Below are 22,352 nucleotides of genomic sequence, written 5' to 3'. Positions count from 1 at the left end.
AAACTTAGAGCGCCCTAAGACTAGATTGCCCTCTTATAAGACATAATCTCACGGAACAGCAAATTTGAGACGAAGAGATCGAACAGATGTTATTTGCAGATTTTCGACTGAGGATTCATTTCGCAGAGAGCATCTTTGAGAGCTTTATTCTGTTTTTCCAGATCATCTACTTTTGAGTTTAAAACAGCGTTGTTCTCTTTTAAAGACGCAATTTCACGATCTTGTCTTTGGTTTTCAGACATGACAAGGATGTAGAGTTCCTTAATGGAGTCAATAATTGGAGCAACTAAGTTTTGATAGGCCACTGATTTCCATCCTTCACTGTTAGTGCGGACGGCTTCAGGAAAATTCTTTTCGACTTCTTGGGCAATCAAGCCGATTTGTTTGCCTGGAATTTGTGGATCTTTCCAATAGTAGGAAACGCCTTGCAGGTCTAATATTTTGTTCAGGCTGTTTTCTAATGGCTGGATATCTTTTTTAAGACGGATGTCAGAGGATTGAGTCAAGGTTCCGGAAATTGCCATGTTACCGGCGTAGTCAAAGGTCAATCTCTGTGTACAAGTGCCTCCAGGGCAGTGATACCATTGTGCAATGAGAGCACTGCTGTTTTCATGATGAATGGAGAAACTGCGTTTCGTTGAAGAGTTGTTAGTCACGTTTAGCGCAGAGTCATTGCGAGACAAAAACTCCAGGTAAGAGCTTCCATCATTAATATAACCAGTCCCGGCAACATGTAAAGGATAACCCGGAGCCGTTGTTCCAATACCAACGCGGCCTCCGCCAGTCACGAGGAACTGACTTGTTCCGTTTCTTACGACATTGAAGAGATAAGTATTTGCGGAGGAAAGACCAGTGCTGTCCTTTTGCACGAAGTAGGCGCCGGTGTTTGTATAACCCGAGTCAATACCACCAATAAAGGCCGCGGTCGTGTTACTTTCACCATTGAAGTTGCGAATAAGTTCTAGTTTTGCAGTTGGTGCTGTTGAGCCAATACCGACGTTTCCATTTTGCAGAATCGTAAATCTTTCTGTTGCGGTATCGCTGGAGATTCTGAATCTGTCGTCTGTTGCGATTTCACCGAGGGACCATTTTAAAACGCCGCCTTCATGAAGAGAGAAGTTTGGATTGCCAGACGTAGCGTTGACCACGACTTGGTTACCAGTAAAACGTGCTACGTTGGCGCCGGTGCTTGCCACGTCGAGCATGTAGCTTGGTGAGGATGTGCCGATACCAACACTGCCGTCAGTATGGATTCTCATTCTCTCCGAACGGGAAGCACTACCATTGGCCGTTGTTTCAAACACCATGTAAGATCCGCGATTGGTCGAAGACTGATTTTCTCCGGCACTCACTTCAATAGCGGAAGTGGTTGTGCCTGTTCCTGATCCGTCGTGCGCACGGAAATAAAATCCACCAATGGTGTCGTCAGCTAAAACGGCCGTATTTGATGAAACTGTCCCGCGAGTGCGGGTCATCATCAACGCAGAGCCATCCGTTTGATTGTCAGAGGAATGGAAAAGACGGGCTTGGAAGGAGCTGCTGCTTTGAACATCGAAAGGAAAGCTGGGGGAGCTTGTACCAATACCGACGTTACCCGCAGCCGTGACAGCAAATTTTGAACTTCCAGATCCGAGAGTTGAGGTAGGCATTCCTGATTCAACCTTAAAAAGAACCGTCGAACCCGAACCGATATAGCTTCCGACAGTCAAAACAGGATCTGTCAGAGTGGCGCTATAAGCGTTGTAAAATAAGCTTGGGCCTGAGTTGCCAAGACTGGAAACTTGAATACCTTGAGTAGCGCCCGTCGAGTTTATAGAGAGTTTTGCGGGTGGTGACGAACTTCCAATGCCGACATTACCGCCGTTATAATATATTTTTCCCGAACCACCATCAGTCCAGAATGTCGCCGAAGAGGGAAGTCTTGCTGCCGCGATAGTTCCTGTTGAAATTGTGCTGGCGTCAAGTCCTGCGATATTCGCGCAAGTGAATGTGTCTGAAAGTGAAGACCAAGTCAGAGTTTGAGAGGCTGTACAAGCAGAGTTAGCAAACTGTTGTGCGCCTGTTGAAGATAACAAGTTGTTCACACCAAAATTCACGGGTGCATACTGAGTTCCACTCCAACGCATCACTTGACCTGTTGTCGGAGTTGTTGAAGCCACGGCATTGCCGTTGATTTTTGCGACGCTTGGATTTGGATATGTTCCAGAGAGATCTCCGCCCGCAGTTCCGGAAGCTGTTGGCGTGATCCATTGAAGGCCGGAAGCTTGTGCAGAGTTTGCTGATAACACTTGTCCGTTTGTTCCCACTGGTAGACGAATATCATTCGTACCATCGTGAACAATTAAGTCACCTTTTGTTGTAATTGGTGAAAGACCATTGAAAGCAGCAGTCGCAGTTGTTTGTCCAGTACCACCATTTGCAATGGGCAAAGTGCCAGTGACTTCAGTGGCGAGATTCACAGCCGCGCCATTGCTTGCGGCAGTCAAACGACCTTGAGCATCGACAGTGATGTTAGCTCTTGTGTAAGAACCCGCAGTGACAGCGGTGTTTGCGAGTGAAACAGTTCCAGTAGAAGTGATTGGACCGCCAGTTAGACCAGTGCCTGTAGCAATGTTCGTAACTGTACCGCCAGCATTTGTATCTGTATCGCTCGCACACTCCCAGCGAGAGTTAGCAGCGATCCACTTTAAAACTTGTCCATCAGTACACGCGACGTTGTTGGGTTTGTAAGTTAAATATTTTGAAGCGGCATTGTTGATATCACCATAATCAAGAACAACAGCGCCAGTTCTTGCTGCGACAGAAGTCACGGGGAAGGCAATAGCTGCATTCGAAGCCGCCGTCAAACGACCTTGAGCGTCCACCGTGAAAGTACCAACTTGAGTTGTAGAACCATACGAGCCCGCTGTAACTGCAGTATTTGCAAGAGAAATAGTTCCGGTTGAGGTGATGGGTCCGCCACTTAAACCAGTGCCGGTTGCGATATTAGTGACTGTACCGCCAGCATTCGTGTCAGTGTCATTCGCACATTCCCAGCGAGAATTTGCCGCGATCCACTTAATCACTTGGCCGTCAGCACATGCGACGTTATTAGGTTTGTAAGTGAAATATTTTGTAGCAGCATTGTTAATGTCACCGTAATCAAGTGTTACAGCGCCAGTCTTAGTTGCAACCGAAGTTACAGGAAAAGCAATTGCAGAATTTGAAGCCGCCGTTAAGCGTCCTTGAGCATCGACAGTGAAAGTACCAACTTGAGTTGTAGAACCATAAGAACCTGCTGTGACCGTCGTGTTTGCGAGTGAAATGGTTCCCGTCGAAGTTATAGGACCACCACTTAAACCAGTGCCCGTTGCAATATTAGTAACAGTACCACCAGCATTATTATCGGAAGCAGGAGCCCATTTAGTTCCATCGTACTTAAGAACTTGGCCCGAGGTTAATCCGGTCGTATCGACATCAACGCCTTTGATCTTATTAACAGATACAGCACCAATAGTTCCGCTCACATCACCGGCAACAGAAACGTTGATGGACTGACATTGAAAAGATCCAGAGACGGAATTCCAATACGGCGTTTGGTGAGTAGCACAGTTAGCATTTACAACAGCGGTGTTAAAAGCAGCGACAGTATGATAGTTACTCAAGGTCGCATTTAAATTCGTAATATCACTTGTTGTGATGGAAGAGCTTCCCCACTGAGTGCCATCAAATTTTAAAAAATGTCCCGAGGTCGGAGCCGCATTGGAAACAGCCACTCCCTGAAGTTTTGCAACAGAAGGATTCGGATAAGTCCCGGATAAATCTCCACCAGCAGGTCCCGTTGGTGTGCGTGAATTTGTAAAACGAGAATCATCACCCGCAGCGACCGTGCCTGCTGTCGTGCCGACATTCAAAGTCACAAGGGGAGTCGAAGTGTTATTGGTGATTGTGACGTAACCATTGGCAGAACTTACGTTCGTCACTGTACCGCCGCTGGCTCCGCTGACGGGAGCGCAGGCTAAAGCTGTTCCATTCCAACTTAAAAACTCATTCGCGGCACACGTAGGAAGTCCTGCTTTAAGAAGGAAATCACTGGCATTCTTATCACCTAACATTTCCGCAGAATAAGCGTAGGCAGAAAAAGGAACTGAACGAATTTCGTTGGCAGGGGAAATGACTTTCCAACCAACACCGTCATGAAACTGAACTTTCAACAGGCGCGTGTCACCAGAAGAAGCCATGTAGGTTGATCCACCAGAGCAGTTTTGAGTGATGGAATTTTTAAAAGCATCTAATAATTTAAAAGTAGGATCTGTTGGAAATATTTTTGTGCCTGATCCGATCGGTACGTCAAAAACCCCTTTTGAGTTTTGCATGTTTACGTCATCAACTTGCTCGCGATAGATAACGCAAGTTCCAGCAGGATTCGTGATCTCGAATAAAAAGCTAACATGAGCGTATTCTAATGGAGTGCCGTCTGTTTTAAGAATGCGACCTTGATATGTGAAAGAACTCGGAGCCGCAAACGCAAGCGCGCCAATAAATAAAATGAGAATTTGAAGCAGGTACGTGCCGTATCTCATATATTTCTTATCGGAATTTTAACAGCGGAGGTAAAGTTAAATACCCCTTAATTGCTGACGAATAAAGGTCGCGTTTTATTTTGAGACACAGATTTTCGCTTTAGGATTCATCTCGCATAGGGCTTCTTTAAGCTCCCTGTTTTGCTGTTCCAACGCCACGTTCTTTTTCTCAAGAGATTCAACGCGGGAATCAATATCCACGACTTTGGTATAAAGCTCTTTGATGGCGTTAATAATTGGAGCCACCAAATTTTGATAAGCGATTGATTTGTATCCATCCACATTGTTAGCAACTACTTCCGGAAATTCTTTTTCCACCTCTTGAGCGATCAGTCCCATTTGTAAAGAAGCAGGTTTGCGTGGATCAATCCAGTTATAGGTAACTCCGTCCAAGCGCAAGATTTTTTCCAATGAATTTTCAAGAGGACGAACGTTCTTTTTGAGACGTGCATCCGAAGCCTGAGTCAGTGTTCCTGCCATCCATCCAGTACCATCCGTTTTTACCCAAAAAGCATTATTGAATGTTCCTCCTGGGGCTCCTCCGATTGTGTAACCTACAACGAAATAATCACTGCCTTCATCACCGACGTTAACACGCAGATACGTTTGGTCCGTGGCATTTACGTACTTAGCCATCCAGACTTCGTCGGTACTACTTTCGGTGCCACGGAACCAAAGTGCATTGCCGTATCCTTGCGTGCCTGCAGTTTTGGTTAATCCAACCGCAGCGTCACCATTCACGGTAAATTGTTTGTCTATCGTTGCGCCAGTGCCGACTCCTACGCCCACATTTCCTGTATAAGGGTTCAAATAGAGTGGAGCCGCAGTTGTATTGCCATTGTAGAAAGCCTGAAGTAAGGAACCGACATTGCCTGAGGGGGACACGGTACCAAAGTAAGAACCCGCCCCTGTTGTCCCTGCAACGAAATCACTGTTTTGAATTTGCATGAGAGCCTGTTGGCCGCTGGCTCCCTGAACAGTCAAACGAACAGAGGGAGAAGCGGTGCCGATCCCGAATTGACCTACAGGGCTGAGGTAAAGTCGGCTAGCGCCAGCCGTGTAATCGTAAACTTCGTATCCAGCATTGCCATTGGAGATATTAACACCGGCTCCATAAACCTGAGCGGCACCACCTGTAGTGAGCCCCGCATAACGTGATTGGGCTGCGGAGCCATTGCTACCGCTTTCAACATTGAGAGTGGTACTGGCAGCAGAACGATAGATTGAAAGAGGATAAGTCGGAGTCGTTGTCCCGATACCGACATTGCCGTTGGAATGAATGCGCATTTTTTCTGAACGTGTCGCACTTCCATTTGTTGTCGTTTCGAAAATCATATAAGTTCCGCGGTTGGTTCCTGAATGATTTTCTCCGGCACTGACTTCAACAGAAGAGTTCGTTGTTCCTGTGCCTGAACCATCGTGCGCACGGAAATAAATTCCGCCAATGGTATCACCTGATGTGACTGCCGTATTCGATGCCAACGTCCCGCGTGTGCGAGTCATCATCAATGCGGAACCATCATATTGATTGTTAGAAGAGTGCCAAAGCCTTGCTTGAAAAGAGCCGGAACTTTGCACGTCCAGCGGAAAACTTGGAGAGGTCGTTCCGATACCAACATTTCCTCCAGAAGAAATGGTCATGCGAGGAGTATTGCTCGTTTCAAAGTTCAATGCATAAGCATCGTTGGTTCCTAAAGTCGCGTCGGCACCAAAACTATTTCCACCATTAGCGAAAACTCCCGAGGCAGAATAGTTGGTGCAACCCATGACACCCGCAGCATCGAACGTCACGATTTGTCCGACGCCACAGCTAAATGTCGCTACAGCAGAGCCAGTTCCGTTCGAAGCCAAAAGTCTGTTAGCAGTAATCGATGTGGCTCCCGTACCACCTTTTGAAACCGGTACAGCAGAAGGGAAGTTTGCCGGATCAGCACTGATAGTTCCTGATGTGACAGCGATACCAGCGCCGACTTGCACGGCACCTTTTGCTGAAGTGGTTGCATCGTTAATTGAAATTGCGGGAGTTGTTGAACCTGTTGCAACAACGATGGGAGCAGTTCCTGTGACGTTAGTCACAGTTCCATTTGTCGGCGTGATCCATTGAAGACCTGAAGCTTGCGCAGAGTTTGCTGACAATACTTGTCCATTTGCACCAACGGGCAAACGAATGTCATTCGTACCATCATGAACAATCAAGTCACCTTTTGTTGTGCTTGGTGAAAGACCGTTGAAGGCAGCAGTGGCTGTAGTTTGTCCCGTACCGCCATTTGCAATCGGTAAAGTGCCAGTGACTTCAGTTGCTAAGTTTACAGCCGCACCATTGCTTGCAGCAGTCAAACGACCTTGAGCATCGACTGTGATATTTGCACGAGTATAAGATCCTGCCGTCACAGCTGTATTTGCTAATGAAATAGTTCCAGTAGAAGTAATTGGACCGCCAGTTAAACCAGTGCCAGTCGCGATATTAGTAACGGTACCACCAGCATTTGAATCATTAGCAGGAGCCCATTTAGTTCCATCGTACTTAAGAACTTGGCCCGAGGTTAATCCGGTTGTATCGACATCAACACCCTTAATTTTATTTACAGAAACAGCACCAATAGTTCCACTCACGTCACCCGCAACAGAAACATTGATAGACTGACATTGGAAAGACCCAGAAACAGAATTCCAATAAGGCGTTTGGTGAGCAGCACAGTTCGCACTACCAACAGCAGAATTAAATGCAGCCACCGTATGATAGTTGCTTAAAGAAGAATTCAAATTAGTAACATCACTCATCCCAATAGCAGCACCAATCCACTGAGTGCCATCAAACTTCAAAAAATTCCCGTTCGTTGGAGCCGCATTAGAAACTGCAACATTTTGAATCTTAGACACAGAAGGACTCGGATAAGTCCCAGACAAATCTCCACCAGCAGCACCTGTTGGAACACGAGCATCACTAAAGCGCGCATCATTCCCCGCAGCTACAGTTCCTGCCGTCGTGCCAACATTCAATGTCACAACAGGGGTCGAAGTGCCATTGGCAATTGTGATGTAACCATTGGCAGAAGTAACATCAGTTACTGTTCCGCCACTAGCGCCCGTCACAGGAGCACAGACCATCGCAGTACCATTCCAACTTAGAAACTCATTGGCAGCGCAAGTCGGAACTCCGGTTTTTAAAACGAAATCCGAAGCCGATTTATCTCCCAACGTTTCCGCGGATAAAGAAAACGCAGAAAAAGGAACGGAGCGAATTTCATTCGACGGAGAAATAATTTTCCAACCACTGCCATCGTGGAACTGAACTTTCAAAAGACGGGTGTCTCCGGAAGCGGCGGTGTAAGTAGAACCTCCAGAACAGTTTTGTGTAGTGGAGTTTTTAAATGCATCTAAAAGTTTAAAAGTGGGAGCCGCCGGGAAAAGTTTAGTGCCAGAGCCGATCGGCACATCGAAAACCCCTTTGGAATTCACCATATTCACATCGTCGACTTGCTCACGATAAATCACGCAAGATCCAGTGGGATTTGTGATTTCAAAAAGAAAGCTGACGTGTGCATATTCCAGCGGAGTTCCGTCTGTTTTAAGAATACGTCCTTGATAAGTAAATGAATTGGGCGACGCTAAGACTAGCGAACTAAATAGAAAAACCAGAAATGAGAAGAGGTACGTACAAGTTCTCATGACGAACTTATCGGTTTTCTTAACCGTTCTTTGAAGGAGATGACCGTGACTATTTGGTCATGAAGGGAAACTTCGTCCTAAATTAGTACAAAGTCGGGGCCAGCCTTAAGCTGCTTTGATCTGATTTTTCGAAAAAGTATTCACAATCAGGGCCGTGGCAATCACTAAGGCACCTAAAAGCTGACGAAGACTAAGACTTTCGTGGAAGATCATCGCACCCATAATCGCCGCCGTCAGAGGCTCAATCATCATCAAAAGAGCCACTTCAGAACTTTTTAATTTTTGCAAAGCTGCGAGTTCCAAACTCAATGGCAAGATGGTGCAGATCAAGGCAATACCGAAAATGCAACTGGCTTGAAAGCTGGAAAGGTTTTGCACAGACCCAAAATCAGGACGGTGAAAGAGCGACAAGGCAATCGCACCGAAAGTGATCACATACAAAGCCGAAGAAATCGGACGCACGTCTTTTTGCAGACGGCCTGAAAGCAAAACATAAATCGCATAACTGATCGCAGCTCCAAGTCCAGCAGCAATCGCCCAAATATTTTTTACTTCGATATGACCCCAAAGCAAAAGAACCAAACCTGCCGAAGCCGCCACCAGGCATAAGGCCTCTTTCTTAGAAATCTTATCGTGAGTAAAAAAGTGCGAAAAAATATTCACCCAAAACGGATAAGTATAAAGAAGCAAAGCTGCCAGCGTAACACTCACACCTTTGATCGCTTCAAAATAAAGTGTGGAGAAAAATGCGTAACCGAAAATTCCCAGAAGAGCCGCAATCAAAGTTTGGCGTTTGTTGAGCTTCACCCATTCAGGTTTAAAGAGCAGCAGAAATATCCAAAGAAGGAGGGCTGCCAGGGTGAAGCGGTAAGAAAGAAATTCACCGACGGAAAGGCCTGATTGAAAGGCCCATTTTCCAAAGATCCCTAAAAAACCAAAACCCGCGCTGGCGATGGAAATTTCAATAGTTCCTCTTAAGCGGGGGTTCATGGAAGCCATCAATTAGCCTCTTGGTTTTTTAACTCGAACGCGAGATGCGGGTTTCGCCGTTTTCTTTACAGAAGTGGCGCGACCTTTATAAGTGCGTTTTGTTTTTACTTCTTCTGGATCATCCGGCAAGAACACGCGGTCAATCGCGCTTTCATTGAGGAAAATCAACTCTCCTGTTTTCAAAGCTCCTAAACGCAAGCGGCCCACAGCCACACGTTGGAGTTTCAAAACGTCAAAGCCCACTTTCGCAAACATCTGACGGATCTGACGATTTTTACCTTCTGTGATCACAATCTTGTACCATTCATACTTGTCGGATTTATTGTCGCCGGATTTTTTGATTCTTTCGATATGACGGGCAGAAACTTTACCGCCGATGATCGAAACACCTTTTTTGAGTTTTTCAATGTGATGAGGTTGCGGTTGACCATCCAGCTTCACAAGATAAGTTTTTGTGACTTCTGCTTTTGGATGCATCACTTTATTGGCGAAATCACCATCGTTCGTCAAAAGAAGCATGCCTTCAGAATCCCAATCCAGACGTCCCACGGGGAACACGCGCGCAGGAACTTCACCAAGGTAATCAGCGATTGTCGGACGTCCATGCGGATCATCCATCGTCGTTAGAACACCTTTAGGTTTGTTCATCACAAGATACAATTTTTGAGTCAAAGGTTTGCGCAAAGGCTTTCCGTCGATAAGAATACGATCGGCTTGAGGATCTACTTTGATACCCAATTCGTAAACGCGTTTGCCGTTCACTGTGACTTGGCCTTCTTCAATCATGCGATCTGCATGGCGACGAGAAGCAAGGCCGCTATCAGCGATTAATTTGTTAAGTCGAACTCTTTGAGAGGAGTTATTTTCAGACATTCTTCATCAGCCTCAGCTAGGTGTTGAGTGGTCAATATATCACCACTGAGGGCAGAAGAGGAGAGATTCTTGCGGCTGTACTCGCCAATAGCGTGGCGGAGGTCGCGCACAAGCAAAGTCATGAGCTTATCTCCTAAAAACACGTTATCTACAGCGGTTTCAGCCTTATTAAGAATGATCGAAGACCATTTCAAAGCTTCAGAGTCGCCCTGTTGAATTAGAGCACACGTTCTTTCAAGCTGGCTTACGAGATCCTGATAGTAAGGATCTGTGCGACGATCGACAAAGAACTGCTCCAAACGCTTGATTGGGAAAAGAACGCGCGTCTGCTCTTGCAAAGGCTCGTTCTTCATCTCTTGAAGTTTTTGGAAAACGTAACCTCTTAGAAGCGAACCCGTCACCTTTTCGCCGACAACACGGAATTGAGCTGTGATGTAAGGAGCCACCTCGATTTTGTGCGTGTGGTGATTGCTGAGTTCAAGTTCTGAAGAGTAGTAAAGAACTAAATCATTGCGCAAAGGTTCCAACTGACCATTGCGGATCGTGAACTTACGATCAAAGGTGCGGACTTCCAGAGTTTTATCGGCGCGAAGAACAATCGCCACCGCGCGCTTATTTTGATCTGGCAAAATACGGAACTTATCATTTTCGCCGCAGAGAGTCTTAACGTATGAGCCCACTGCGTCAACAAGATCAGAGAAATGTTCGATCTCAATAAGCTGCATGTTTTGCGGAAAACGGATCGGACTCAGATCAAACTTCTGCTGGTAGAAGCTATTGAAATTCTCCAACAAAAACTGAACTTCGTGACCCAATTGCTGCTTATTCGACGCCCAGTGCGGGTAGTCCATGCAGTAATTGAAAAACATCTCGATCAATTCAGGAGTGAGAACGTCCTCAGGGTGAGGAAAACCTCGCAAGAAGTTATAGAAGGACAAACGCGTAGGCGTGTTTTGCGGATTGAGATCCGAAACAAATTTTAAAAGCTGTCCGACTTTTAGCAAAACTGCCTCCTTCGAGGCATAAAGTATGAACATTTGAAATTTTAGTCCAGAGAAAATATGATGTTGGTACGGACTTACTTTTGGTAGCAGCGGCGCGCCACAGGTGGCTGCACTGCTGCTACCAAAAGTAAGTCCGTACCAACGGAAAGTCCTAGGAGGGGCACAACATGCATAAAGAATTAAATCCGGAACTCTTTGGGGAAAAGAAAGTCGCTAAAAGTTCCATGATGGAAAGCCCGGCAAATCTAGGCACAACTGCAAACAGCTATTTGAACACAGATCGCCAGATTTTCGAACTCAAAGCCCAAAACCAAGCACTTGCGGACCAATTGAACAAAGTCGTTGGAACAGTGAATGAGCTTATTAAAACTTCCAACATCAAATTTGAAAAACAAAGCCAGCTTTTAAGCCGTCTTGAGCAAAGCCACAATGGGCTTGCGACAGAAGCCGGTCAAAAAATCACGCAACTTGCACAAAGAGTGAACGAACGTAAAAGCTTGGATTTAAAAGTTCAAGAAATGGTCGATCGTCACAACAACGTGATCAAAAGTTTTGAAGTGCGCATGAACCACTTGCAAAAACTTTTGGCCGAAAAAGAAGCGCAGATGATTTCTGCGCAAGCGGCTTTGAACGAAGCGAAAATGGAAATCGCGCGTTTGAAACGTCTTTAAAAAAATTAAATATGGTAAAGCCAGCCGTGAGTGTCTGGCTTTAGACCTTGTTGAATGCCTGTGAGTTCTTCGTAAAGAGAACTCGCAACAGGTCCCACTTCACCGTTATTCACAACAATCTTCCAGTCTTTTGCAGCAAGTTCACCAACAGGGCTGATCACAGCCGCAGTGCCTGTTCCAAAGATTTCTTTCAAACGGCCGGACTTCGCACTTTCACGAATTTCTTGAAGGCTCAATTTTCTTTCCGTGATGTTCTTACCCTGATTTTTCAAAAGAGTGATGATGGAATTTCTTGTGCCGCCACCTAAGATCGTTCCACCTAAAGCAGGTGTGACGATTTCATTGTCGAAAACAAAGAAGACGTTCATTGTGCCAACTTCTTCCACGTATTCACGGTTCACATCCAGCCACAAAACTTGTGAGTAAGAATTCTTTTTTGCATCCAGAGCGGCTTTCAAGCTGGCTGCATAATTCGCAGCGGCTTTCGTTGCACCCAACCCACCCGGAGCTGCGCGCACAAGTTCTTCTTCAACCCAGATTTTCACAGGCTTGTTGTCATTGCCATAGTAAGAACCCACCGGAGACAGAATAGTGAAGAACAAGTATTCATCAGCAGGGCGCACGCCTAAGAACGCTTCGGTTCCGATCAGAGTAGGGCGGATGTAAAGAGCGCTGCCTTTTTCACGAGGAATCCAGTCTTTATCGACACGGATCAATTCGCTGATACCTTGAAGAAAAAGTTCTTTTGGAGGAGCTTGCATGCACAGGCGCTCGGCGCCATCGACCATACGCTGCCAGTTAAACTCAGGACGGAACATCACACATTTTCCGTCTTCATGAGCAAACGCTTTCATGCCTTCAAACAGCGCTTGGCCGTAGTGCAAGACACTTGCGCCAGGATCCAACGGCAACGGTTGATAAGGTGTGATCTTCGCATCATGCCAACCATTCTTCTTGGAATAAAAAGCTGTGAACATATGGTCGGTAAAAAAGCGACCAAATCCCAAAGAATCAACAGAAGGTTTTTGTTTAGGCGCAGACGTGCGTTGGATCGAAATATTTTGTGTGCTCATGTCTTCTATTAAACACGGGCCCGACGATGGCGCAAGTCACAGTTCGGCAGTTGGTAAGAAAATCACAATGAGATGTGAATTAACTTTTAAAAAAGGCTACTGAGCCCCTTTTTCCATTCTCTTAAGGAATGCTTCCGGTTTTTCAAATTGAGTCAAAGTGAGAGCATCAATCCAAACACCGTGCGGATTGATAAACACCACCGTCGGAAGTCCTTGGATATTGTATTTCTTTTTAAGAGCCCTAAGCTCTTCAGAATCTTTCGTCGCATCAAACTTTAATAAGACAAAATTTTCGGCCATGGCACGCACGCGAGCATCCGCGAAAGTTTGCTCTTCAAGTTCATGGCAAGCCGCACACCAATCAGCCCAGAAATCAATGATGACGGGCTTTTGATCTTTTGCGGCTTGTGCAAGTGCAGCCTCCGAATACGGTTGCCAATTCATTTTCTTAATTTGATTTAAGCTATTGCCAGCCATCATGTTCCCGCGAATCATGGGACGCAAATCAAATGCCGCAATGACCACGTAGCCAATTCCCACAATAAGAACGGCCTGCATAATTCCTTTTTGAATATGCTTTATCGCAGGCATCCCTTTCGCAGGAAGAAAGGCGCCGTAAACGCTGGCGAGAACAACCAGTCCCGCACCTAAAGCAGCGTCAAACCAACGAGCCGGAAGCAAAAGATCCAGGTAATAATAAAAAGCACTCAACATCAAAGTGCCTAAGATAAATTTAAATGAATTCATCCACGCGCCCGAGCGAGGCAATGCCTTCACCAATTGGTTTGAAAGTCCCAAAGCAATAAAGATCAAACCCAATCCCAGTGCATAAACGAAGAGATATAAAAATCCTAAAAGTTTATTCTGTGTGGAAGCCACGTAAGTCAAAATTGCTACAAGCACAGGACCAACACAAGGACTTGCAACAATTCCTGCAAAAAGACCTGTCAGATAAGCGCCACCGAGCCCTTGCTTTTGTTTGCCAGTGCCGAGGCGATTGCGAATAAACGCAGGCACTTGCAATTCATAAAGTCCGTACATGCTTAAAGCCATTGCCAGGAAAATCAAACACACGACGGTTAGCACGTAAGGGTTTCCTAACGTCGCACCAAAGACTCCACCACTGGAAGCGGCTGCCAGGCCTAAAATGGAATAGGTTGTCGCAATTCCCAAAACGTACACACAGCTTGTGATAAAGTTGAGCAGGCGGCTTCTTTCATTGGAGTGATTTCCTAAAACCGCAAGCGTAATAGGAATCATCGGAAAAATGCACGGCGTGAAACTTGTGAAGATACCCGCGAGGAAAACAAACAGGAGTCCTGCAAGCATTCCCGAGCCGAGGTATTTATTAAAATTAGCTGTGTCGAAAAAAGAAGAAGGATTGCTCATCACTTCTTGAGGAGCTTTTTCAACTCGCGGTTCGCCTTCGACCATGGTGACCATGATCGGAACTTCGATCACTTTGGTTGTCGGGAACAAACAAAACTGGTCAGAACAAGCTTGATAGACCAATTCCAATTTCATCTTGTCGTATTTTTTTAAAAAACGCGAAGGAGCTTCAATGTGCGCGGTGAGGGTTGATGTTTTTTCAACTCCCGTGCGCTCTTTTTTTGAAAACTTATCATACCATTTTTTTGTGGGCGTGATTTTGAAAGGCGCTACTTGAAATCCATCCGGTTCTAAAATCACAACGCTGAATTTATCTTCGTAAGCGTGATAACCTTCCGGCAATTTCATTTTGATTTCGATATTGCCGCCTTGGCCTGGACTCCATTCATAAGGAAGCACCTTGGTTTCAGCAAGCAGGGGATCTGTATCATCCGGGTTGGCGACGGCCCAAGACCTTGGACTTGCGCAAAGAAGAAGAGCGAATACCAAAATGTACTTCAAGCTGAGTTTCATACCTTTTCCTCTTAGTCCCACTCTCGACCATGGGCAAGTTTATTCGGCAATGACTCAATATTAACACACTTCACTCCGATAGAGAAACTGAGAGGTCATATCATATGGGTTTTGTAGGTATAATAATTGTATTTGCGTGTGTCTTCGGTACGTTCGCGGCCGGTGGCGGAAGCATGGGAGTGATCTTGCATGCGGCTCTCGGCGAGATGGTGATTATCGGTGGTGCCGCATTCGGTGCATACGTGATCGCCAATCCAATGAAGATCGTAAAGATGGGGATCAAACTCTCCATCAAAGCGATGACTTCCAAAGGACCGCAAAAACCTGATTACGTCGAACTTCTTCAAATGCTTTTCCAACTCTTCCAACTTTTCCGTAAGGAAGGACCTCAAGGGGTTGAGAAACACATCGAGGAACCAGAAAAGAGTGAACTCTTCAAAGCGTATCCTGGTTTCATGCACAACCATCACGCTGTTGATTTTCTGTGCGACACAATGAAAGTAACTCTATCTGCGGAGCTAAGTCCTTACGATGTCGATGATCTTTTGGATGCCGATATCAAAGGTATCCACGCCGAAGAACATCTGGCGCAACACGCGGTGACTGCGGTTGCCGGTGGTTTCCCGGGTCTAGGTATCGTTGCCGCCGTTTTGGGTATCGTTAAAACGATGGGTAAGTTGAGTGAAGGTACGGAAGTTATCGGTGCCAGCGTTGCCCACGCCCTGGTTGGAACGATGTTAGGGGTATTTTGCGCTTACGGTTTGATTGAACCGACGGCAACAAAAATGGCAGCGGATATTGAATCGGAAGGACGTTACTTAACATGTATTAAAGCGGCACTAGTCGCATTGCAAAGAGGTGCTCCTCCGATCGTATGTATCGAGTACGCTCGTCGTTCGATCATGCCAGAAGAGCGTCCGTCATTTGCGGAAATTGATAAAGCAACTAAAGAAATTAAGAAAGCCGCTTAATCGCGGAACTGGACTGATTAAAAATGGCTGAAAAGAAACAAACGATAGTCATCAAAAAAATCATTGTCTCTGGAGGCGGTGGCCACGGCGGATCCTGGAAGGTCGCCCTTGCCGACTTCATGACAGCTTTGATGGCCTTCTTCCTCGTGATGTGGCTCCTGGGTCAATCTGAAGAGACGAAGAAAGCCGTGTCGGATTATTTCTCGACGCCGTCCGTGATTGAATACAATTTCCAAAACTTCGGTGCAGAACTGACGTTGGAAAAATTATTCTTGGATATTTTGAATGAGCCTTTAAAAGCATTCCAAAGTTTTATGGAGCCCGTTGATAAAACTCCAAATCTTTTGGATATGGGTTCAACAAAAGTTGTTGCTGCGTATTTGGCTGATCAAATGAATGATGTGGCGAAAAACGTGGTTGTAACTCCGGAAGGTTATGACTTTGATATTCCTGATTACATGCTTTTTGAAAGAGGCACGGCGCAACCGAACGCCAACTTTGTTAAAGTCATGGATAAAATCAAAGGGGTGACGGGCGGTCTTAAAGATGCTGACATCAAAATCACATCGGGACTTTTCGTTCAAGCGGTTCCAGACGGCAGCGTGATGTCCGCGAATAAAGTGGCGTCAGAAAGATTTGATATTGTTCGCAACAAGATTCTGGCTTCACTGGAAAGCAACACGGTGAGTGTTGTTGGCGGTATCAGCGTGAAAGAAAAACGTGGTGAGATTGATCCGGCAAAATTGATTGGTTTTATCCGTGTAAAGATCGCGCAAAAAGAGCTGACTTCTGACGGTCGTAAACCGCGCAAGCTCGAAGCCCTTTTTGGTCCGTCACGTGTGGATATGTCTGTGTATGACAACTTCGTGAATCAAATCAGCAACCGCAAAAAAGCGGAAGCCCCGAAAGATTTGAAAAAACAAGTTGATCAGGAACTCAAAGAAGAGACGGGAATTAAAGATCCGTCGACGCAGACAGAATAAAAAAGAAATCTCCCGCGCCATTAAATTGAGAGCTCTCGCTAGTTCCAGTGAGGGCTCCTTCAAAAAAGATCACACCCCATTTTGTTCCCAATCCCGTTCGAGCATCAAAGTAAGGATTGATATTGTCGACGCTGGGAGTGTTGTAACCGATTTCGTTATCCCATTTCCAAGAACCGAAAACCGTCGAAACTTTTCCGAAAGCATAACGGGAAGAACGGTGATCCGTGCCTTCCCAGTTGCTGTTGTTGTCGTAAAGAATTCTATAGTCGCCAAAATGAAAATGACCGCCCAATAAATCACCGTTGTGATCGCCGCCATTATAGTACTGACTTTTACTGTAAGTGATAATCAAATGTGTTGTCGCAGAGAACGACACCTTGATGTCAGCATTCATGCGCAAGTTGAAGTGATCATCGCTATGCTCGAAGTTTGTATTAGAACCCCAAAGTCCCAAACGAAACTGCGGGCCAAAGTTAAACCAAAAAGATCCTTGCAAGGCCGGTGACTTATCCGACTGCGAAAGCCCGTACTCGACATAATGAGAAAGAAGACTCACGTCTCCCGAAAGCTGAAAGGTGGGAGAGGTGTTGCCCTCGGCGGCAAAAACTCGCAATGAAGAGAATAGAATAATGATAAAAGCAATGTATCTTCGCATAGATAGTCGTTTCATTGTGAACCATTCATAAGCGAAAAACAAAGATTTCGCTGAAGAGACCTCGGAGGAACTGGACCAAAAGCCCAGATCAGTATAAATTCTGAAGCTTATGAATCTAGATCTTCCTTTGAACGAATATACATACGTTGCCTTTGATACGGAAACCAGCGGAGCTTATCCCATTGGTTATGACATTGTCGAGTTTGGCGCGGTGAAATGGTACAAGGGTAAAGAGGTCGACCGTTTACAGTTCTTATTAAAACCGCGCGAATTGATGAGCGATTTCATCATCGGCATTCATGGGATTTCCAACGAGATGGTGAAAGACGCACCGTTGATGTCTGAAAAAATTCACGAGATTCATGCCTTCTTTAAAGATTCTGTCGTCATGGCTCACCATGCTCCCTTTGATATGGGATTTGTTTCCATTGATTTTGAAAAAGCGCGATTGCCGTTGCCGTCAGAGCCCGCGCTTTGCACCAGCCTGCTTTCGCGAAAGTGGATTCATGGGGTTGAAAACCATAAACTGCAAACATTGGTTAAGCATATGGCGATTGATGGTGGACAAGCTCACCGCGCGTACGATGATGCCAAAGCATGTTTGCATGTAGCGCTGGGATGTTTTCAAAAAATGGGCGAGGAAATGACCTTAGCCGGGGCTATCAAAAGCCAGGGAAAAAATCTTTGGTGGAAAGACTATTCATTGATGTTTTCCACGGACAATCAGTTGAAAAATCTTATCGAAGCCACTCAAAACAAAAAAGACATCGATATGATTTATCAAGGCGGTTCCGCGAAAGGCGAAACCCGCCGACTTACTCCGATCGGTATTGTGAGAAATCCCGACGGAGATTATTTGCAGGCTTTTTGTCATAAAGATCAAACTGCAAAAAGATATTATCTCACTCGCATTAGTGACGTTGCGATTGTTTTTTAAATTTCCCTTTGTGAAACGACGAGCATTATCACTTTTTTCCTAAAATTATTCATCACTCTAATAATTCCTTGAAGAGGGAAAAAATTCTCTTATGTGAGACTGCTGGCTCGGCACAGAGAAAGTGGTCAAACTTTTAATTATTTATTCCGAGGAATAAAATATGAACATGGCGAAAAATCTAAAACGAGTAATGTTGGAGCGTGGATTGTCTGTTGCAGATCTAGAGCGCCGTTCGAAAGTTTCCAGAAAGACACTCTATCATTGGATGGGAGGGCAAAAGCCACGCAACATCGAACAAGTTTTCAGTGTGTGTGATGCTTTGCAAATCTCAATTGATAGTTTGTATGGACGTCAGACGACACAACAGCAAGCGGTGAAGCCCGTGATACAAATTGACGTGAGTGATCTGAAACAAGATCTTCACGCGGGAATTTATGAAGTTATCTTGCGTCCCGTGAAAATTTCTGGAGATACAAATTAGTAATGTGCTTAAGTTCTAAAATATTTTTCCGAAACTAAGTTAAGTTTGTTTACTAGAAAATAATTCCGGATGCTGTGCAACTCTGCACGGCTTTTTATTTATGATTTTTGAAGTTTGAAAGTCCTTGGAGGGCTAAAGGCATTTTATTATTTAAATTTTGAAAAATATTTTGAGATATATTGCGGAGGTGTAAATGAAAAAACGAAGTCTCAATTTTAAGTTGGCGTTAGTGATGGGGATTCTTATTTTGGGTTCTGCCGTCATCGCAGGAATCGGTTTAAGTCGCATGGAAATGCTCAACGCAACGCTGGATCGCATTGTGAAAGAACGCAGTGCCCGTGTGTCGCTTGTGAAAGACATCAAAGCTTTGTTCTATTTGCAAATGATGAATGAGCGAACCTTTGTTCTGGAAGAAACAAACGAAGGTATGCAGGCGATTGGTCAATTGATGGACAAGCGCCATGACGAAATGCTAAAAAAGATCGACGGTCTTTATGAAATTTCCACGGAAGCTGGAAAAGAAGAGATGACCAAGTTTCGTGAAAACTACCAAGCTTGGTGGAGTCTTACGGAACAGGTTCGCAAAATTTCTACGGACGGGGATAACAAACGCGCGATCACTTTAAGTCACGAAAAAGGATCTCCGCTTAGAAAAATCGGCGAAGAAATTATCAACTCGACTGTAGATCGCAATGAAAAGCGCATGGTGGAAGATGCAGAGCAAGCGGCTGCTGACTATAAGCAAGCCCACTTTTTGGTTCTTCTTACCAGCGGCATTGCAATTCTCTTGGGAGTTTCGTTTGCAAGTTTCGTGTTGATTTCTTTGGGTAAAGCTATCAACAGCGTGATCGAGAATCTGACAAGCGCTTCAGATCAAGTGTCGAGTGCGGCTCAGCAAATTGCATCTTCTTCTGAAGAGCTTTCTCAGGCGACGACAGAGCAGGCATCTTCACTTGAAGAAACGGTAGCAACCATCGAAGAACTTTCTTCCATGGTGAAGGTGAATTCTGAGAACGCCAGCCAAGCGGCGCAGTTGTCGAATGAAACAAGCGAAATTGCCTCTCGTGGTGAGCAAGAAATCCGCGCTTTGGTTTCTTCCATGGGAAATATTTCGAATGATTCAAAACGAATTGCTGAGATCATCAACGTGATTGATGATATCGCTTTCCAAACCAATCTTTTGGCCTTGAATGCAGCAGTAGAAGCAGCTCGCGCCGGAGAGCAAGGTAAAGGTTTTGCGGTTGTGGCGGAAGCCGTTCGCAGTCTTGCGCAACGCAGTTCTTCTGCGGCGAAAGACATTACGGAGTTGATTAAGACCAGCGTGGAAAGAATCGAAACAGGCAGTGAACAGGCGGAACGCAGTGGAACTGTCTTGGGTGATATTTTGACATCCGTTAAAAAAGTGACTCAGATTAATAATGAAATTGCTTCGGCAAGTACGGAGCAAGCCAATGGTATCACGCAAATCAGTAAAGCGATGAATCAGTTGGATCAGGTCACGCAAATCAATGCGGCTTCTTCGGAAGAAGCGGCGGCTTCAGCAGAAGAATTATCGGCTCAGGCTGAGAGCATGAGCAATGTGATTTCAACATTGGTTGAAGTCATTAAAGGTGAAGGGGCCCATCCTCATCAGTCGGCTGCGCCTGTAGCAAAGTCTTTTGCTAAGAAACCGGCGAAGGTTGCGGCAGTTCCTGCCAAAACCGCGGTTTCAATTAATGAAGACTTATTGCCGCTCAATACTGCGAGCTAAAATAAAAAAGGGCACCTAAAAAGTGCCCTTTACTTTCTTATTTTTCTTTCTGTGGGAATTCTCGGCCGCGTCTTCTGTAATAGCTGATTCTCGTTTTTGAATAGACTGAATGGTCCCATCCTCGTTAAAGACAACCCATTCACTTTTCAGAGAAATTCTGTTCTGCCCTTGGATATATTCGCCGCCTGTCGCAAAGGCCCTGTGGACAGCTCCGCTTGGATAATATCCGGCATGCTCTAGATCAATGGGAACTCCATAATAATCGACGTATCTAAATCCCACGGCTTGTATCAGTTTAAGCATTTTAATACTGTCGTAAGTTTCAAATTCTCTAGAGCTGATAATTTGATTGAAATATCTTACACGTGTAGACGTCGTTTGCTCGAGGCCGATTCCTTCGCGATAGATGAGTTCATGTAAAATAAGTCCCGCACGATCTTCAGAGCTTGTTCGTTTCCATAAGTCTTCGCTAATTAAGTAACGGGAGTCTCCCGGCATAATTTGGTTGTCAGGTCTCTGAGCGCCAATCTGTATAATTTCGCAATTGTTCGGTATTATTAGAGTGCCTGTATCTGGAGTGGGGACAAACTTATGCCCTTGGAAGAATTCAACCTCTTTATGGAATTCGCGGAACCACATTTTATAAATTTGGGCTCTTGAAGGGTTGATCTTTTCTAGGCGATTCAAAACGGACAGAACCTTTTCATTAACCGAATCGGCCGGACCCAGGTCCATCGTAAGATTTCTTCTGTATTGACCTTCATAATAATCGAGAAGCTTAAGGCGGTACGGATTCTGACATTCAATGAGGTTTCCACCATTACCGACCCAGTCTGTAGAAGCTCGGCTCTGCGGGGAAAGAAGAAATAGAGAAATAAAGAAAGAAATCATCGGCATCCTTTTAATCATAGGATAGGGGAAAGAGCTGAACACCGACTCTGTAAACGCGGTGTTTTTTAGAAAGATCATCCAATCGGGATAATTCATCTCTAAATTTTAGAATGGCCTTTTTTAATTTATTATAACGAGTCTTATCTAAAGCCACCGTGAAGAAGTTAAAATCTCTTTCTTCAACAGGTATTTGTTCCAGTTTTTCTAGAGACATACGAAGATTGTTTTTATGGGCACGACGAATCGCCTCCGATGGCACCCCATGTGAGGTGTGAAGAGCTTTTTGACTGCGCACAAGGTGTCCAAATTCATTTCGCCTGATAAGACCTGAAGACAAAAGAACATCGAGACATATCTGAACCCGGTCGATGGGTATTTTTGTTTTTCGATGAATCCACTTCGCGGAGCATTCAAAGTTCTCAAGTTTAAAAACGGCTAAAATTACAAAGTATTCCCACTCATTAAAAATGATCTGAAGTTGGTCGGGGTTAAGATAGAAAGATTCTTTGGGTGTGATAGCAGAGTTTTTTTTGTTAACACTTTCAATGAAGAGTCGTTTTTCAGTAGCGGCGAGTTTCAATTTATGCACAACGGTTTCGATGTCTTTCTGGGGCAAAGGTCTTTTTCCTTGCAGAATCGAAGACAGCGTACCGGAGTTAAGGCCTAAAAAATGAGCGTAGGATCTTAAAGAGTAGCGTGGGTTTTTATCTTTCCTGCGATGAAACTCCTCCAGGAGTTTTGAAGTATAAAATTGGTCAGTAAGAGAAGCCGTACTTTTTTTCAATGACAGTTCCATTTTTTTAATTAGTAAAGAACGTATAGGATACTTGGTTCGACATTCAATTTGTTACAATATGCGTAGGGCTTTTTTAGCTTACAGTGACTGGAAGTAGCGCAAATAGTGTTGCTGAATTATCGTTGGCAACATCAAAAGTGTTTG

At 45.0% G+C, this 22,352-nt stretch carries 16 protein-coding genes; 6 read left to right on the top strand and 10 right to left on the bottom strand.

Features of this window, described 5'->3' with window-relative positions; all coding sequences use genetic code 11:
- Window positions 1-89: 89 nt before the first annotated feature.
- The 5 genes from AAAA78_RS15280 to AAAA78_RS15260 form a co-directional block, all read right to left on the bottom strand.
- Complete coding sequence (locus AAAA78_RS15280; protein ID WP_340592917.1) at window positions 90-4,562, bottom strand: tail fiber domain-containing protein; 4,473 nt, start codon at window positions 4,560-4,562, stop codon at window positions 90-92.
- Between the two features lie 75 nt (window positions 4,563-4,637).
- Entirely contained in the window at window positions 4,638-8,231 is a 3,594-nt protein-coding gene (locus AAAA78_RS15275; RefSeq protein ID WP_340592916.1) for a tail fiber domain-containing protein, read from the bottom strand.
- 105 nt (window positions 8,232-8,336) lie between these two features.
- Window positions 8,337-9,230, bottom strand: coding sequence for an EamA family transporter (locus AAAA78_RS15270; protein WP_340592915.1), 894 nt, complete (start codon window positions 9,228-9,230; stop codon window positions 8,337-8,339).
- A 3-nt stretch (window positions 9,231-9,233) separates the two neighbouring features.
- Complete coding sequence (locus AAAA78_RS15265; RefSeq protein ID WP_340592914.1) at window positions 9,234-10,094, bottom strand: pseudouridine synthase; 861 nt, start codon at window positions 10,092-10,094, stop codon at window positions 9,234-9,236.
- Entirely contained in the window at window positions 10,049-11,098 is a 1,050-nt protein-coding gene (locus AAAA78_RS15260) for a hypothetical protein (RefSeq protein ID WP_340592913.1), read from the bottom strand. The genes AAAA78_RS15265 and AAAA78_RS15260 overlap by 46 nt, the downstream gene beginning before the upstream one ends.
- Window positions 11,099-11,265: 167 nt before the next feature.
- On the opposite strand from AAAA78_RS15260, the gene AAAA78_RS15255 reads away from it, so the two are divergent.
- A complete protein-coding gene (locus AAAA78_RS15255) occupies window positions 11,266-11,769 on the top strand; it encodes a hypothetical protein (RefSeq protein WP_340592912.1) in 504 nt (167 codons plus the stop codon).
- 5 nt (window positions 11,770-11,774) lie between these two features.
- On the opposite strand, the gene AAAA78_RS15250 is transcribed toward AAAA78_RS15255, so the two are convergent.
- Together AAAA78_RS15250 and AAAA78_RS15245 are read right to left on the bottom strand one after the other, a co-directional pair.
- Window positions 11,775-12,842: a branched-chain amino acid aminotransferase gene (locus tag AAAA78_RS15250; protein ID WP_340592911.1), complete on the bottom strand. Its 1,068-nt coding sequence runs from the start codon at window positions 12,840-12,842 to the stop codon at window positions 11,775-11,777.
- Window positions 12,843-12,938: 96 nt separating this feature from the next.
- Complete coding sequence (locus AAAA78_RS15245; protein ID WP_340592910.1) at window positions 12,939-14,744, bottom strand: protein-disulfide reductase DsbD family protein; 1,806 nt, start codon at window positions 14,742-14,744, stop codon at window positions 12,939-12,941.
- A 104-nt stretch (window positions 14,745-14,848) separates the two neighbouring features.
- Between AAAA78_RS15245 and motA the strand changes: the two genes are divergently transcribed.
- Together motA and AAAA78_RS15235 are read left to right on the top strand one after the other, a co-directional pair.
- Window positions 14,849-15,715 (top strand): flagellar motor stator protein MotA, encoded by an 867-nt coding sequence (gene motA / locus AAAA78_RS15240; RefSeq protein WP_340592909.1) that lies wholly within the window; start codon window positions 14,849-14,851, stop codon window positions 15,713-15,715.
- Between the two features lie 23 nt (window positions 15,716-15,738).
- Complete coding sequence (locus AAAA78_RS15235; protein WP_340592908.1) at window positions 15,739-16,698, top strand: flagellar motor protein MotB; 960 nt, start codon at window positions 15,739-15,741, stop codon at window positions 16,696-16,698.
- Here the strand turns inward: AAAA78_RS15235 and AAAA78_RS15230 are convergent.
- Entirely contained in the window at window positions 16,670-17,353 is a 684-nt protein-coding gene (locus AAAA78_RS15230; protein WP_340592907.1) for a TorF family putative porin, read from the bottom strand. The genes AAAA78_RS15235 and AAAA78_RS15230 overlap by 29 nt on opposite strands.
- A 109-nt stretch (window positions 17,354-17,462) precedes the next feature.
- Between AAAA78_RS15230 and AAAA78_RS15225 the strand changes: the two genes are divergently transcribed.
- From AAAA78_RS15225 to AAAA78_RS15215, 3 genes are all read left to right on the top strand, one after another.
- The gene (locus tag AAAA78_RS15225) at window positions 17,463-18,290 is read left to right on the top strand and encodes an exonuclease domain-containing protein (protein ID WP_340592906.1); all 828 of its coding nucleotides are present in this window, start codon (window positions 17,463-17,465) and stop codon (window positions 18,288-18,290) included.
- Window positions 18,291-18,456: 166 nt separating this feature from the next.
- A complete protein-coding gene (locus AAAA78_RS15220; protein WP_340592905.1) occupies window positions 18,457-18,771 on the top strand; it encodes a helix-turn-helix domain-containing protein in 315 nt (104 codons plus the stop codon).
- A 193-nt stretch (window positions 18,772-18,964) separates the two neighbouring features.
- Window positions 18,965-20,521 (top strand): methyl-accepting chemotaxis protein, encoded by a 1,557-nt coding sequence (locus AAAA78_RS15215; protein ID WP_340592904.1) that lies wholly within the window; start codon window positions 18,965-18,967, stop codon window positions 20,519-20,521.
- 15 nt (window positions 20,522-20,536) lie between these two features.
- On the opposite strand, the gene AAAA78_RS15210 is transcribed toward AAAA78_RS15215, so the two are convergent.
- Window positions 20,537-21,418: a hypothetical protein gene (locus AAAA78_RS15210; RefSeq protein ID WP_340592903.1), complete on the bottom strand. Its 882-nt coding sequence runs from the start codon at window positions 21,416-21,418 to the stop codon at window positions 20,537-20,539.
- A gap of 4 nt (window positions 21,419-21,422) precedes the next feature.
- Window positions 21,423-22,208 carry a DUF4423 domain-containing protein gene (locus AAAA78_RS15205; protein ID WP_340592902.1) on the bottom strand — a complete coding sequence of 262 codons (786 nt, stop codon included), beginning with the start codon at window positions 22,206-22,208 and terminating at the stop codon, window positions 21,423-21,425.
- Window positions 22,209-22,352: the final 144 nt, after the last annotated feature.

The organism is Bdellovibrio sp. BCCA (assembly GCF_037996825.1).
In the GTDB taxonomy this organism is placed as follows: domain Bacteria; phylum Bdellovibrionota; class Bdellovibrionia; order Bdellovibrionales; family Bdellovibrionaceae; genus Bdellovibrio.
Note: the sequence above shows the minus strand (reverse complement) of the source record. Positions and strands in the feature narration are given on the sequence as shown.

Excerpts from the sequence above, each read along its gene's own strand:
- AAAA78_RS15280 (WP_340592917.1), bottom strand. The coding sequence starts at position 4,562 with ATGAGATACGGCACGTACCTGCTTCAAATTCTCATTTTATTTATTGGC.
- AAAA78_RS15275 (WP_340592916.1), bottom strand. The coding sequence starts at position 8,231 with ATGAGAACTTGTACGTACCTCTTCTCATTTCTGGTTTTTCTATTTAGT.
- AAAA78_RS15270 (WP_340592915.1), bottom strand. The coding sequence starts at position 9,230 with ATGGCTTCCATGAACCCCCGCTTAAGAGGAACTATTGAAATTTCCATC.
- AAAA78_RS15265 (WP_340592914.1), bottom strand. The coding sequence starts at position 10,094 with ATGTCTGAAAATAACTCCTCTCAAAGAGTTCGACTTAACAAATTAATC.
- AAAA78_RS15255 (WP_340592912.1), top strand. The coding sequence starts at position 11,266 with ATGCATAAAGAATTAAATCCGGAACTCTTTGGGGAAAAGAAAGTCGCT.
- AAAA78_RS15250 (WP_340592911.1), bottom strand. The coding sequence starts at position 12,842 with ATGAGCACACAAAATATTTCGATCCAACGCACGTCTGCGCCTAAACAA.
- AAAA78_RS15245 (WP_340592910.1), bottom strand. The coding sequence starts at position 14,744 with ATGAAACTCAGCTTGAAGTACATTTTGGTATTCGCTCTTCTTCTTTGC.
- motA (WP_340592909.1), top strand. The coding sequence starts at position 14,849 with ATGGGTTTTGTAGGTATAATAATTGTATTTGCGTGTGTCTTCGGTACG.
- AAAA78_RS15235 (WP_340592908.1), top strand. The coding sequence starts at position 15,739 with ATGGCTGAAAAGAAACAAACGATAGTCATCAAAAAAATCATTGTCTCT.
- AAAA78_RS15230 (WP_340592907.1), bottom strand. The coding sequence starts at position 17,353 with ATGCGAAGATACATTGCTTTTATCATTATTCTATTCTCTTCATTGCGA.
- AAAA78_RS15225 (WP_340592906.1), top strand. The coding sequence starts at position 17,463 with ATGAATCTAGATCTTCCTTTGAACGAATATACATACGTTGCCTTTGAT.
- AAAA78_RS15220 (WP_340592905.1), top strand. The coding sequence starts at position 18,457 with ATGGCGAAAAATCTAAAACGAGTAATGTTGGAGCGTGGATTGTCTGTT.
- AAAA78_RS15215 (WP_340592904.1), top strand. The coding sequence starts at position 18,965 with ATGAAAAAACGAAGTCTCAATTTTAAGTTGGCGTTAGTGATGGGGATT.
- AAAA78_RS15210 (WP_340592903.1), bottom strand. The coding sequence starts at position 21,418 with ATGCCGATGATTTCTTTCTTTATTTCTCTATTTCTTCTTTCCCCGCAG.
- AAAA78_RS15205 (WP_340592902.1), bottom strand. The coding sequence starts at position 22,208 with ATGGAACTGTCATTGAAAAAAAGTACGGCTTCTCTTACTGACCAATTT.